We start from the raw sequence: 12,196 nt of genomic DNA, 5'->3' as shown, positions 1-12,196 counted from the left end.
ATGCCGCCGTCGCCGGCAAGCCGTCCCCGGCGCGCAGGCTCACTCATCGAGCTGGATGCCGGCCGCGCGGATCTCGCTGGCCCAGCGCTCCATGTCGCCCTTGACCTCGTCCTGGAACTGCGCGGGCGTGTATTCGCGCACGTCCAGGCCCATCGTCTTCATCTGCGTGCGGATCGCCGGCTGGCGCAGCGCATTCAGGACGATCCCGTTGTACTGCTGGACGATCTCCGGCGGCGTCCTGGCCGGGGCGAACAACCCGAACCAGGTCACGATGCGCAGCGAGGGATGGCCCAGTTCCGAGAACGTGGGGACGTCGGCAAACAGCTCGTTGCGCTTCGTGCCCGACACGGCGAGCAGCCTGACCTTGCCCGCCTGTGCCTGGGCGGCCAGGGTGCCCACCGGCTGGAACGTGGAGGTGATCTGGCCGCCCACCAGCGCGGCGACCGCTGGCGCCGAGCCGTTGTAAGGCACATGCTGCAGCGGCACGTCGAGGGCGCGCGCGATCAGGATGCTGCCCATGTGGGTGATGCCGCCGACGCCCGCGGAGCCGTAGTTCGCTTCCTTGGGATGGGCCCGGGCCCAGGCCGCGAACTCGCGCAGGTCCTTCACGGGCAGGCTGGCGGGCACCGCGAACGCATAGTCCTGCGCGCCGGTTTCGGCCACCGCCGTGAAGTCGCGCCGCGGATCGTACGGCGGCTTCTTCATGCCGGCGGGACGCACCACCACCGCCGCGTCGGGCGCCATCATCAGCACGCTGCCATCGGCCGGCGCGTTCTTCAGCAGTTCGGCGGCGAACTGTCCGCCGCCGCCCGGCTTGTTCTCGACGATCACGGGGCGGCCCAGCGCGTCCGAGAGGAACCGCGCGAAGGTGCGCGCGAGCACGTCGACGTTGCCGCCCGGAGCGTAGCCCGCCACGATGCGGATCGCCTGCCCCTGCGGCTGCGCGATCGCGGGTGCGGTGGCTGCGGCCAGCAGCGCCAGTGCGGCGCGGCGATTCAGGTGTGCGTGCATGTCAGCTCCCCTTCCCGGCCTGCGGCCGCACCGGGAACTGCGGCGCCAGCCCCTGGAATTCGCCGATCTCCACGCCCATGGCTTCGGACTGCATCTTGCGCACCGACTCCGGCTGGCCGGCCTGCAGCGGAAAGCTGGTCAGGTGCTGGCGCCGGCGGGGGTGGTCCATGATCTGCGCGATCGTGAGTCCGCGCAGGCTGGTGTCCTGGTTGGCCACCGGCAGCTGCACGCGCACGTTCTTCGCCGGATCGCGGATGAGGCCCTTGGGCTCCTTTCCCGTCGCGACGCGATCGAGTTCCTCGAAGAACCGGCGGCGCACCATCGCAATGCCCCGGTCGCTCATCCCCAGGTTCTCCTTCGTGCGGTCGGCGATCGTCCCCTGGCCCACCCAGCCCAGGAAGTCCTGGTTCATGACGTGGCTGGTGATCCACTGGCCCTTCTCGTCGCGCACCGGGCCGTGCCAGGTGGGAATCGACGGCTGCACGTAGGGCTCGCGGTCCTTGGGCACGTGCGTGAGCTTCCACAGCACGCTGAGCGTGTGCTCGTCGTCGATCGGCACGCGCCATTCGAAGTGGTCGCCCAGGAAGAAGGCGTTGGGCCACAGGGCCACCCGGCCGATCGTCCAGAAGGGATGCGACTCGTCGCTGCCCTCGCGCACGCGCTTGTAGACGAAGCCGTACTCGAACTCGTCGAAGTCCAGCTTCAGGTGCTTCGGCCCGTAGGTGACGTCCGTGCCCTCGCGCAGGCGCTTGCCCCAGTTCTCGTGCATCCACTCGAAATGCACCGGGTCGATCGAGTTCTCCTGGCACTGGAACCAGTTGCAGGGGATCTCGGCCAGCGCGACCTGGACGAACGCGTTCTCGCGCGAGAACGGCTCCCAGTCCGGCAGCAGCGGCGCGGGCTGCGGGCCGAGGTAGGCCCAGACCATGCCGGCCTTGACCCCGACGGGGTAGGCCTTGGTCTTGATGTTGCGCTTGGTGTTCTTCTCGGGGTAGGCCGTGTCCTCGAACGGCTGGTGCACGCAGGTGCCGCACTCGTTGAAGGCCCAGCCGTGGTAGTTGCAGCGCAGGCCGTCCTGTTCGGCGATGCCGTAGCTCATGTCGGCGCGGCGGTGCGGGCACTGGCGGTCGATCAGGCCGAAGGTGCCCGAGAGGTCCTTGTACAGGACCAGGTCCTCGCCGAAGAGGCGCACCGGCTTGGTGTGGCGTTCGTCGAACTCGGAAGTGCCGGCGATCGGATGCCAGTAGCGGCGCATGTAGTCGCCCATGGCCGTGCCCGGACCCACGCGGGTGAGCAGCCTGTTCTTTTCTTCGGTCAGCATGTGAGCGATCTCCTCTGTCTTCAGGACCAGACGCAGAACGCCGCGCCGGTGCCGGTGCCGGCGGCGGTGCGGTACAGCGGCTGGTATTCGGCCCACCTGAAATCCATGTGGTCCACGGCGCCGGCGGCCATGATCCAGTTCAGCGTTTCGGACGTGCCCGACTTCAGGCGCTCCCGCGGGATGGCGCGCAGCGCGGCGACGTCCTTGCGGCGCAGCGCATCGATCACGTGCAGGTCGAATTCCGCGTCGATGACGAAGTGGGTCAGCCCGCCGGACGCGACCACTGCCACGCGCAGGTCCTGCGGCATCGCCTCGACCGCCTCGCGGATCTTGCGGCCGATGTCGTAGGCGCGCCCGGCGCTCACCACGTTGGGCGGGAAGTAGGTGTTCAGCAGCACCGGCACCATCGGGATCGCGCGGCGGAACAGGCGTTTGGCGATGAAGCCGTAGGCGTGGCCGAACCCGGCCTTGGCCGGATCCTTCACGCCCGCCACCGAGGCGACATCCACGTCGCGTTCCATGAGGCCTTCGATCATCTGCAGCGCGAACTGCGGGTTCGCGGGCAGCCGGTGCACGTCCTCCATCAGGTAGCCGCGGCCGACCTGGCGCATCCAGTCGGGTGCGCCTTCGGCGTACCGGCCCGTGGTGGTCACGATCTCCTCGCCGTGGAAGACCGCGAAGGCCGGCTGGTTGTTCGCGTCGAACAGTTCCTGCTGGTCGTCGCCGATCACCACCACGACGTCGGGCTGCGCCTCGGCGATCGCATCGCCCAGCCGGTCCAGCGCCGCATGGCAGGCCTGTTCCTTGCGCTGCAGGACGTCCATGGCGATCTCGTCCTGGCAGCGCGGGCCGAGCTCCTCCAGCACCTGCGGGTAGCTGAGCTGGCGGCCGTCGGGCATGACCAGCTTGGGATTGTTGTAGTCGACGTTGGCGCGATGCGACCACTGCTGCGCCGTCAGGTTCAGCATCGGCGTGTGCGAGGTGCCGACGCCCAGGACGATCTTGGCCACGCTCACTCGTCCTTGCGGAAGCGCGAGTACAGGCGGGTGCAGTTGCACTCGAAGATGTTGCGCTTGTCCTCGGGCGACAGGAACTCGATGCTCTCGATCACGGGCTTGAGGTCGTCGTAGTCGCGCCCCGTCTTCGGGTCGCGGCCGCTGCCGGTGCCGGGCTTCTCGGTGCCGAACAGCACGCGGTCGGCGCCGACCGTCTTGAACAGCAGCTCCAGGGCGTTCTTGTCGTAGGTGCAGGTGTCGAAGTTCAGGCGCTTGAGCTTGTCGTCGAAGAACTCCTGGCCGGGCCGGCGCACCGACCAGGAGCGGAAGCGGCCCATGTGGTAGGGGATGGCGCCGCCGCCGTGCGGGATGATCAGCTTCAGGCTGGGGAAGCGCTCGAACACCTTGGAGTCCAGCAGCGAGATGATCGCGATGCTCTCCTCGTTGATGAATTTCAGCGTGTACGACTCGCGCGGCGAGCAGCTGCCGGCCGAGTGCACCAGGGCCGGCACGTCCAGCTCGCACAGCTTCTCGTAGAGCGGATACCAGAACTCGTCGCCCAGTCCGGGCGGCGGCGCGCCGTCGCCTTCGGTGGGATCCGGATTGAGCAGGCAGCCGATGAAGCCCTGTTCCTTGACCCGGAACTCCAGCTCCGGCAGGCAGTTGACGGGGCTCTCGTCCCGGTACTGCGGCAGGCCGGCGACCGCGCGGAAGCGCTTGGGAAACATCTTGACCGTCTCGAAGATCAGGTCGTTCATGTGCTTGGTCCACAGCGCCGTCACGCGTGCGGGCTTGATGGAGTGCATCTGCTGGTAGGGGCGCGGCGAGATGAACTGGATGTCCGTGCCCACCGTGTCCATGATGTCGATGATGGACTGCGCGGCCTTGCGCACGCCTTCTTCGGTGTGCTGCGGCATGCGTACGGGGTTGGCACGGCTGCCGACGAGTTCCGCCAGGAACTTGTGGCTGTAGCCCGGAATGACGACGTGGGCGTGGGAGTCGATGATCATGCGTTGTCCTCTGGCGCTGGGCGCCTGTTCTGTCGGATTCAGTTGACGGGCTGGATGTTGGCGGCCTTGACGACGCGGCTGAAGCGGTCGGACTCGGAACGCAGGAAGGTCGCGAACTGCGCGGGGGAAGAGCCGATGGCTTCGGTCTCCATGCCCGCGAGCTTGTCCTTGACCTCGGGGCTGGCGAGCACCTCCTGCACCGCCGCGGCGAGCTTGTTGACGATCGCCTTGGGGGTGGCGGCCGGCACCAGCAGGCCGTTCCACGCCTGCAGGTTGAACTCGGGCATGCCTTGCTCGGCAAAGGTGGGCACGTCGGGCAGGGAGGGCAGGCGCTTGCTGCTGCTCACCGCGAGGCCCTTCACCTTGCCGGCGCGGATGTGCTCGATGTAAGGGCCGGGCGGGTCGATGGTGAACTTCACTTCACCCGCGAGCAGGGCCGCCGACACCTGCGCCGCTCCCTTGTAGGGGATGTGCTGCAGCTTCACGCCGGCGTCGACCGCGAAGGTTTCCCCCACGACCCGGCCGATGCCGGTGCTGCCGACGGTGGCGAAGTTCCACTCGCCGGGCTTGGCGGCGCGCAGGATGGCCAGCATCTCCTTGAGGTTGTTCGCCGGCACCGACGGATGCACCACCATCAGCCAGGGGCCGGAGGACACCCCGCTCACGGGCGTGAAGTCCTTGAAGGTGTCGTACGGCAGGTTGCGGCTGATCAGGTGGTTGATCGCGAAGGTGCTGTTGGCCAGCAGCAGGGTGTAGCCATCGGGGGCGGCGCTGGCCACGGCCTGCGTGGCGATCACGGTGTTGCCGCCGGGGCGGTTGTCCACGATCACCTGCTGGCCGAACTTGTCGCCGAGCTTCTGCGCCAGCAGGCGCGCGGTCATGTCCGTACCGCCGCCGGCCACGAAGGGCACGATGATGCGGATCGGCTTGTTGGGATAGGAGGCAGCCGGGTCGTCCGCGGCGGACGCACCGCCGCCCACGATGGCGGCAACGGCACACAGCGCCGCGCCGAGGCGGCGCAGCTGGCGATACAGCATGGAAGTCTCCCGGTCGTTGATCGAAATCAGGGGAGTGAATGCTAGATTGAATTCAATCGTGAAGGCATTCGGGTAAGTCCCGACTCATTCCGACCGCGTGGAAGGAGCTTCCATCCCCTAGAGTCCGGCCGTGATCGAGCCACCCGCCCCGACCCCTCCCGCCGCCGCTTCCAGCGCGCCGGCCGTCCTGATGCTGCTCAGCTCGGAGGTGGTCGCGTCCCGCTACCGTGCCTTGCGCGAGGCGGCGCCGCAACTCGAGGTGGTGACCAGCCTGGACGGCTGCGACCCGGCGCGCATCGATGCGCTGTTCGCCTTCAAGCTCGCGCCGGGCCTGGTGCCGCGGCTGCCCAACCTGAAGCTGGTGGCCTCGGTGGGCGCCGGCGCGGACGGGCTGCTGGCGGCGGGCGACATCCCGCCGCACGTCTGGGTCACGCGCGTGGTGGAAGCCGGGCTGGGCCTGAGCATGGCGCAGTACGTCGCCTACCAGGTGCTGCGGCGCTTGCGCGGTTTCGATCGCTATGAGGCACAGGCGCGCGACCGGCAATGGCAGCGCCATCCCCTTCCCGATGGGCGCACGCACACCGTCGGCGTGATGGGCGTCGGCGAGATCGGCGGCGCGGTGGCACAGGCGCTGCTGGCGCTGGGCTTGCGCGTGACCGGCTGGAGCCGCTCGGGGCAGGGCGTGGACGGAATGCACGCGATGTACGCGGGGCAGGAGCAGCTGGGGGCCTTCCTCGGCCAGACGGACACGCTGGTGTGCCTGCTGCCTTTCACCGCCGCCACGCGCGGCCTGCTCGATGGCGCGCTGCTGCGCCGCCTGAAGCCCGGCGCGTTCGTGATCAACGCGGCGCGCGGCGGCATCCTGGACGAAGCCGCGCTGGTCGCCCTGGTGGACGAGGGCCACCTGGCGGGCGCGGCACTCGACGTCTTCGCGACCGAGCCGCTGCCGCCGCAAGACCCGCTGTGGCAGCACCCGCGCATCAGTGTCACGCCGCACATCGCCGCCCAGCCCACGGTGCAAGGGGCGGTCGCGCAGTTCCTGGACAACCTGCAGCGGGTGCGCTCCGGCGCGCAGCCCCTGCACGCGATCGACCGACAGGCCGGCTACTGACCGAACACAGGAGACAAGACATGATCCGCAGACGATCGCTGATCGCAGCCGCCGTGGCGCTGGCCGCGGCCGGCGTATCCGCGCAACCGGCCGGCTATCCGAACAAGCCCATCCGCCTCGTGCTGCCCTTCGCACCGGGCGGCCCTTCGGACGTGATCGCGCGCCTGGTGGCCAACAAGCTGGGCGAGAACCTCAAACAGCCGGTCGTGCCGGTGAACACGCCGGGCGCCGGCGGGCAGATCGCCTCGCAGCAGGTGGCAGCTTCGGCCCCGGACGGGTACACCCTGTTCTACGCCAACCAGAGCACGCTGAACATCGCGCCGCAGGTGATGCACCGCCCGCCACAGGAATTCGCCGCGGTTGCGCCGGTCCTCTCGTTCTCGCTGGTGCTCGCCGCGAACGCCGGCGTGCAGGCGAAGGACCTGAAGGAGCTGATCCAGCTGGCGAAAGCCCGGCCGGGCAGCCTGAGCTTCGCGTCGCCCGGCGTCGGCACCACGCCGCACCTGATCGGCGAGATGTTCCAGAAAGAGACGGGCGTGAAGATGGTCCACGTCGCCTACAAGGGCGCAGCACCGGCGGTGCAGGACCTGCTGGCGGGCAATGTGCAGTTGTTCTTCGACCAGCTGTTCATGCTCGATCCGCACTTCAAGGACGGCAAGCTCAAGCCCCTGGTGACGACCAGCCCCACGCGCCTGCCGGGATTGCCGGACGTGCCGACCGTGACGGAACTCGGGCTGCCGCAGCTCACGCTGCAATCCTGGTCCGGCATGGTGGCCCCGGCCGGCACGCCGCCGGCGATCGTCAATTACCTCAATCGCGAGTTCAACAAGGTGCTGGACCTGCCGGAAATCCGCGAGGCGATCACCAGCCGCGGGCTGGAGCCGATGAAGGGGACGCCCGAATCCTTCGCCCGGGCGATCCAGGAGGACTACCCGCGCTGGACCGCCGTCGTCAAGGGCGCCAACATCGTCGCCCAGTGAGGCGGCGCCGGGGGCGGCTTCAGCGTCCCTGCACCCGCCGCAGGCCGTGCGGGTCGGGACCGGCGCCGATGGCGCTCGTCACGCCCTGCATGCTGCTGGCGCGGTGGTGGTCCATGGCGCGGCGCAGCGCGGGCCGGTCCTGCGCCTGCAGCGCGTCGATGATCTCCTCGTGCTCGTCCACGGTGCGCGCGCGCGCCTCGATGCTCTCGAACTTCACCAGGATGAAGGGATCCGCCAGCGACCACAGCCGCTGCACTTCGGCGAGGATCAGGTTGTCGGGCGACAAGGCGTAGATCGCGAAGTGGAAATCGCGGTTGAGCGTCGCCAGCTGGGTCCACTCCGCCTTGCGCACCGTGTCGCGCATCCTGGCGTTGAGGGCGCGCAACTGCGCCAGCGCCTTGCGGTCGGGCCACTCCGCCGTCTTGACCAGCTCGTTTTCCAGCGCGTGCATCATGCGGCGGATCTGCGCGAGCTCGCCGGGCGCGCGCTTGACCACGAAGTAGCCCTGGTTGGGCCGGTGCAGCAGCATCCCCTGGTTGGCCAGCACGTTCATCGCCTCGCGCAGCGGCACGCGGCTGACGCCCAGCAGGTCGGCGGTTTCCTGCTGGCGGATCTGTTCGCCGGGCGTGAGCTCGCCGGTGACGATCATGTGCCGCAGCCGTTGCAGGGCGGTGGCCATGGCCACCCCGACGCGTGGCTGGACGGGGACGGTATCGGTAGCGGGATCGGCGTCTTGCATGGCTGTGCCGCATTGTAATTCGTGCTTTCCACCTTTGAATGCCAGATTGAATTCAATATATGATCCCGCGCACCTCCCTGGAGCCCACGCCATTCCCATGACCGCACGCAGACCCCGTTCCATCGAAGTTCCCGGCGTCAACCACGGCAACGTGCCCATTCCCATGGGCGCGCGCGTGGGGAACATGCTCTTCTCCTCCGGCATCGCCGGCAAGGACCCCGCCACCAACAAGGTGCCGGCCGAGGCGGCGGAGCAGGCGCGCTTCGCTTTCCAGAACCTGCGCACGTTGTTGCAGAACGGGGGCGCCACGCTCGAGGACGTCGGCCACGTCACGGTGTTCGTCAAGGACGAATCGGTGCGCGACGCCATCAACGCGGAATGGGTGAAGTGCTTCCCCGACCCGCAGGACAGGCCCGCGCGCCACACCCTCGTGCACGAGCTGCGCGGGGGCATGCTGCTGCAGCTGGAGGCGATCGCGGTCGTGCAGGACAGGCCGGAGGCCCCATGAGCAAGAACCATGTCGAACGGCTCGCGCGCCTGGATTGCTGCGCGGTCTCGGACGCGATGGACAAGCTGGGCCTTCCGCCCGCCGTCTCGGGCCTGGAGCAGCGCTCGACGACCCGCCGGATCGCCGGCAAGGTCGTGACCTTCCGGATGGTCACGGCCGATGCGGCGCCGCGGCGCAGCGGCCCGCCGCGCCACCTGGGCACCACCGCGGTGGAGATGGCCCAGGCGGGCGAGATCATCGTCGTGGAGCAGAAGACCGGCCTGGACGCGGGCAGCTGGGGCGGCATCCTCTCGCTGGGCGCGAAGGTGCGCGGCGTCGCGGGCGTGATCGCCGACGGGCCGGTGCGCGACATCGACGAGGCGCGCGGCTACGACTTCCCGGTGTATTGCCGCAGCCTCACCGCGCGCACGGCACGCGGGCGCGTCGCGGAGCTGGATACGGGCGAACCCGTCGACATCGGCGGGGTGACGGTGGCCACCGGCGACTACGCCATCGCGGATGCCAGCGGGGTGGTGTTCATCCCCGCCGCCGACATCGAGCGCGTGTTGCAGGCTGCCGAGATGATCGTCGCGCGCGAGGCGGCCATGGCCGCTGCCCTGCGCGCCGGCAAGCGCATCAGCGAAGTGATGGGCGCCGACTACGAGCACATGCTCAAGTAAGGAAACGAGGAGACATTCCATGAGCGACCGGAACGTCGAGCGCGCAGCCAGGCTCGACACCGCCACCCTGAGCGACGCGCTCGATCGCCTCGCCGTGGTCGGCCAGTGCTACAGGATCAAGCCGCGTTCGAGCAGCTTTCGCATGACCGGGCGCGCCTGGACGCTGAAGTACGGCCCCGCGGGCCAGCCGCCGGGGACCGTGGGCGACTACATCGACGACCTGCCGGCGGGCACGGTGATCGTCCTGGACAACAACGGCCGCGAGGACTGCACCGTGTGGGGCGACATCCTCACGGAGATCGCCAGCCGCAAGGGCATTGCCGGCACCTTGATCGACGGGATCAACCGCGACGTGTCCCTGTGCCTGGAACTGAACTACCCGATCTACAGCCGCGACCACTGGATGCGCACCGGCAAGGACCGCGTGCAGGTGGAAGCGACGCAGATCCCCGTCAACATCGGCAACGTGCGCGTCTGCCCCGGCGACCTGGTCCGCGGCGATGCCGACGGGGTGGTCGTGGTGCCGGCGGCGTTCGAAGAGAAGGTGCTGGCCGCGGCGGAGGAGATCCAGGCGGCGGAGGACGCGATCCGCGCCAGCGTGCGCGAAGGCATGAGCCTGCGCGAGGCGCGGGAGAAGCACCGCTACCACCAGCTGCAGACGAGAAAGCAGCCCTGAGCGGCTGGCGCGGGCGACGGCGCCACCCGCTCGGCTAGCATCGCGCGATGCCGTGGCTCGTTCCTGTCGTCTTCGCCTGCTTCGCCGCAGCCGTGTTCCTGTGGTCGCGCGGGTTGCGCATTCCGGCAGCGGTGCTGGCCCTGGCGGGTGCGGGATTGCTGTTCTTCGTCGGACGGGGGATCGAGTCGGGCCGCGACGCCGCCTGGCAGGACGCGGCAGGGCGGCTGAAAGGCAGTTTCCGAAGCGGTCCGTCCTGCGCCGGGCTTGCGCGCTTCGGCGTGCCCGCGCCGTGGACCGAGTGGTCACGCGATGGCGAGCTGCAGTGCCCGCGTGCCATCGAGGGCGAGGATGGCGGCGTTCCCTGGGCCGTCGTGCAGGTGCGCTACTCGGTGCGCGAAAGGCGTGGCGAAGAGCATCCGGATTCCTGGTACGAGGTGACGGTGGCGGTGATCCGCCTGCGCGTCCCCGGTCCGGCGCGGGAGCTCGTGGCGTTCCCCGCACCGGAAGGCTACGCGGCGATGCGCAACGGCCAGTCGCTCTTCGTCTGGCAAAAGGGCTCGCCCGGTGCCGGCGCCTCCCTGGACGCCGCGAAGATCCCGGGGCTGCTGGAACAGGCGCGTCGCGCCGCGCCGCCCACTTGAGCCGCGCGGACGCAGGCCCTCACGCGTCGTTGCCGCGCGCGGCCCAGTCGGCCAGGTAGGTGGCCGTGGCGAGCGTGACGCCCATGACGACGAGGCTGACCGCCACCACGCCATAGAGCACGTCGGGCGAACCGGGCGCGACGCGCAGCGCGATCCACCCCCCGATGGCCACCACCGCCAGCCGTGCCGTGCTCGCCGTCAAGGGCCACGCCAGCCGGCCCGCGCCCTGCGACGCGAAGAACAGCGCGAGCCCCAGTCCGAAGAAGCCGTAGGAGCCGCCGACGATGCGCAGGTAGGTGCTCCCCGCTTCGCGCACCGCCGCGTCGCTGGAGAACAGGCCCATCCAGCCCTGCGGCCAGAGCGCCGCCGCCACGCCGATGAGGCCGGTCACCGCCCACACGAGGCTGGCACCGGTCCAGGTCACGCGCTTGGCGCGCACCGCCTGGTGCGCGCCGAGGTTGGTCGCGACCATGGCCGTCAGGGCGCCGCCGAAGCCGAAGGCGATGGGCACCAGGATGTATTCCAGGCGCGCGGCGATGCCGTAGGCCGCGACGGCCAGGCTGCCGAAAGTGGCGACATAGGCGGTGGACAGCGCGATGGAGCTGTTGCTCAGGATCGGGCTCAGGGCGGAGGGCAGGGCGAGCTTCAGGATGGTGCGGAAGCTGGCGCGATGCAGTGCCCAGCGCGGGCCGAGGATGCGCACGGCGCGTGCGGGCCGCGACAGCCAGGCCAGCAGGCCGAGCGCGGAGATCGCATTGCAGGTGACCGTGCTGGTGGCCGCGCCCGCCACGCCCAGGCCGGGCCACGCTCCCGTGCCGAACACGAGCAGGGGGCACAGCAGCAGGTGCATCACGGTGGTCGCGATCAATGCGAGGGCGGCCGCGCCCATGTCGCCGGTGCCGCGCGCGACGCCGGCCAGCACGTTCACGGACCAGATCGCCGCGGCGCCGGCGAACAGCACCGCCGCATAGCTGCTCGCCTGTGCCAGCACCGCGTCGCGCGCACCCATCGCCGAGTACAAGGCGGGGCTGGCGGCGACCAGCGTGAACAGCAGCGACGCTGCCAGCCCGAGCAGCAGCGCGTGCTGCGCCAGCCGCGTCGCCTGCGGCGCGTCGCCGGCGCCCAGCGCCCGTGCGACCACGGCCGTCGTGCTGCCGCCCAGGCCGCCGGCGGACATCTGCAGCATCAGCATGGCCAGCGGCAGGACCACGGCCACGCCGGCCAGCGTGTCGGCGCCGAGGCGGCCGACGATGTAGCCGTCGAAGCCGATCACCACCGTGTTCGCGAACAGGCCCAGGACGTTGGGCGTCGCCAGCCGCAGCAGCGTGGGCAGCACGGGGCCGCGCAGCATCTTCTGCGTGGCAGCGGACGCGGGCAGGGCAGCGGTGCTCACTGGACTACCCTCCTGACATTCGTCTGCGTAGGCGTGCCGCTGCGCAGGGTTGTCCACGGCGACGGGCGTCGCTGGCGACGAACGCTCGCCGCGGGGGGCAACCCGTGTTCAGCGC

General features: G+C 69.8%; 13 protein-coding genes. 6 read left to right on the top strand and 7 right to left on the bottom strand.

Features of this window, described 5'->3' with window-relative positions:
- Window positions 1-39: 39 nt before the first annotated feature.
- Genes AC3EGR_RS23045 through AC3EGR_RS23025 form a run of 5 tightly spaced genes read right to left on the bottom strand, consistent with a single transcriptional unit; the run spans window position 40 to window position 5,374 of the window.
- A complete protein-coding gene (locus AC3EGR_RS23045) occupies window positions 40-1,011 on the bottom strand; it encodes a Bug family tripartite tricarboxylate transporter substrate binding protein (protein ID WP_488548868.1) in 972 nt (323 codons plus the stop codon).
- Window position 1,012: 1 nt separating this feature from the next.
- Window positions 1,013-2,332, bottom strand: coding sequence for a Rieske 2Fe-2S domain-containing protein (locus AC3EGR_RS23040; RefSeq protein ID WP_488548867.1), 1,320 nt, complete (start codon window positions 2,330-2,332; stop codon window positions 1,013-1,015).
- A 20-nt stretch (window positions 2,333-2,352) separates the two neighbouring features.
- Window positions 2,353-3,342 carry a DODA-type extradiol aromatic ring-opening family dioxygenase gene (locus tag AC3EGR_RS23035; protein ID WP_488548866.1) on the bottom strand — a complete coding sequence of 330 codons (990 nt, stop codon included), beginning with the start codon at window positions 3,340-3,342 and terminating at the stop codon, window positions 2,353-2,355.
- A 2-nt stretch (window positions 3,343-3,344) separates the two neighbouring features.
- Window positions 3,345-4,337 (bottom strand): amidohydrolase family protein, encoded by a 993-nt coding sequence (locus tag AC3EGR_RS23030; RefSeq protein WP_488548865.1) that lies wholly within the window; start codon window positions 4,335-4,337, stop codon window positions 3,345-3,347.
- A gap of 38 nt (window positions 4,338-4,375) precedes the next feature.
- Window positions 4,376-5,374, bottom strand: a complete 999-nt coding sequence (locus tag AC3EGR_RS23025) for a Bug family tripartite tricarboxylate transporter substrate binding protein (RefSeq protein WP_488548864.1) — start codon at window positions 5,372-5,374, stop codon at window positions 4,376-4,378.
- A gap of 130 nt (window positions 5,375-5,504) precedes the next feature.
- Between AC3EGR_RS23025 and AC3EGR_RS23020 the strand changes: the two genes are divergently transcribed.
- Together AC3EGR_RS23020 and AC3EGR_RS23015 are read left to right on the top strand one after the other, a co-directional pair.
- Entirely contained in the window at window positions 5,505-6,485 is a 981-nt protein-coding gene (locus AC3EGR_RS23020) for a 2-hydroxyacid dehydrogenase (RefSeq protein ID WP_488548863.1), read from the top strand.
- A gap of 20 nt (window positions 6,486-6,505) precedes the next feature.
- A complete protein-coding gene (locus AC3EGR_RS23015) occupies window positions 6,506-7,465 on the top strand; it encodes a Bug family tripartite tricarboxylate transporter substrate binding protein (RefSeq protein ID WP_488548862.1) in 960 nt (319 codons plus the stop codon).
- A gap of 19 nt (window positions 7,466-7,484) precedes the next feature.
- On the opposite strand, the gene AC3EGR_RS23010 is transcribed toward AC3EGR_RS23015, so the two are convergent.
- The gene (locus tag AC3EGR_RS23010; RefSeq protein ID WP_488548861.1) at window positions 7,485-8,204 is read right to left on the bottom strand and encodes a GntR family transcriptional regulator; all 720 of its coding nucleotides are present in this window, start codon (window positions 8,202-8,204) and stop codon (window positions 7,485-7,487) included.
- A 97-nt stretch (window positions 8,205-8,301) separates the two neighbouring features.
- Between AC3EGR_RS23010 and AC3EGR_RS23005 the strand changes: the two genes are divergently transcribed.
- Genes AC3EGR_RS23005 through AC3EGR_RS22990 form a run of 4 tightly spaced genes read left to right on the top strand, consistent with a single transcriptional unit; the run spans window position 8,302 to window position 10,688 of the window.
- The gene (locus AC3EGR_RS23005) at window positions 8,302-8,712 is read left to right on the top strand and encodes a RidA family protein (RefSeq protein WP_488548860.1); all 411 of its coding nucleotides are present in this window, start codon (window positions 8,302-8,304) and stop codon (window positions 8,710-8,712) included.
- Entirely contained in the window at window positions 8,709-9,371 is a 663-nt protein-coding gene (locus tag AC3EGR_RS23000; protein WP_488548859.1) for an RraA family protein, read from the top strand. Before AC3EGR_RS23005 ends, AC3EGR_RS23000 begins: the two co-directional genes overlap by 4 nt.
- Before the next feature lie 19 nt (window positions 9,372-9,390).
- Window positions 9,391-10,047, top strand: coding sequence for an RraA family protein (locus tag AC3EGR_RS22995; RefSeq protein WP_488548858.1), 657 nt, complete (start codon window positions 9,391-9,393; stop codon window positions 10,045-10,047).
- Between the two features lie 47 nt (window positions 10,048-10,094).
- Complete coding sequence (locus AC3EGR_RS22990) at window positions 10,095-10,688, top strand: hypothetical protein (RefSeq protein ID WP_488548857.1); 594 nt, start codon at window positions 10,095-10,097, stop codon at window positions 10,686-10,688.
- A 19-nt stretch (window positions 10,689-10,707) separates the two neighbouring features.
- Here AC3EGR_RS22990 and AC3EGR_RS22985 read toward each other — a convergent pair whose 3' ends face one another.
- Window positions 10,708-12,081, bottom strand: coding sequence for an MATE family efflux transporter (locus tag AC3EGR_RS22985; RefSeq protein ID WP_488548856.1), 1,374 nt, complete (start codon window positions 12,079-12,081; stop codon window positions 10,708-10,710).
- Window positions 12,082-12,196: the final 115 nt, after the last annotated feature.

This window comes from Ramlibacter sp. G4-7 (assembly GCF_057784995.1).
The sequence above is the reverse complement of the archived record's forward strand: the minus strand, read 5'-3'. Positions and strand labels throughout refer to the sequence as shown.

What these genes read in the sequence shown, in the direction of transcription:
- AC3EGR_RS23045 (WP_488548868.1), bottom strand. Translation starts at nt 1,011, where the DNA reads ATGCACGCACACCTGAATCGCCGCGCCGCACTGGCGCTGCTGGCCGCA.
- AC3EGR_RS23040 (WP_488548867.1), bottom strand. Translation starts at nt 2,332, where the DNA reads ATGCTGACCGAAGAAAAGAACAGGCTGCTCACCCGCGTGGGTCCGGGC.
- AC3EGR_RS23030 (WP_488548865.1), bottom strand. Translation starts at nt 4,337, where the DNA reads ATGATCATCGACTCCCACGCCCACGTCGTCATTCCGGGCTACAGCCAC.
- AC3EGR_RS23025 (WP_488548864.1), bottom strand. Translation starts at nt 5,374, where the DNA reads ATGCTGTATCGCCAGCTGCGCCGCCTCGGCGCGGCGCTGTGTGCCGTT.
- AC3EGR_RS23015 (WP_488548862.1), top strand. Translation starts at nt 6,506, where the DNA reads ATGATCCGCAGACGATCGCTGATCGCAGCCGCCGTGGCGCTGGCCGCG.
- AC3EGR_RS23010 (WP_488548861.1), bottom strand. Translation starts at nt 8,204, where the DNA reads ATGCAAGACGCCGATCCCGCTACCGATACCGTCCCCGTCCAGCCACGC.
- AC3EGR_RS23005 (WP_488548860.1), top strand. Translation starts at nt 8,302, where the DNA reads ATGACCGCACGCAGACCCCGTTCCATCGAAGTTCCCGGCGTCAACCAC.
- AC3EGR_RS23000 (WP_488548859.1), top strand. Translation starts at nt 8,709, where the DNA reads ATGAGCAAGAACCATGTCGAACGGCTCGCGCGCCTGGATTGCTGCGCG.
- AC3EGR_RS22995 (WP_488548858.1), top strand. Translation starts at nt 9,391, where the DNA reads ATGAGCGACCGGAACGTCGAGCGCGCAGCCAGGCTCGACACCGCCACC.
- AC3EGR_RS22990 (WP_488548857.1), top strand. Translation starts at nt 10,095, where the DNA reads ATGCCGTGGCTCGTTCCTGTCGTCTTCGCCTGCTTCGCCGCAGCCGTG.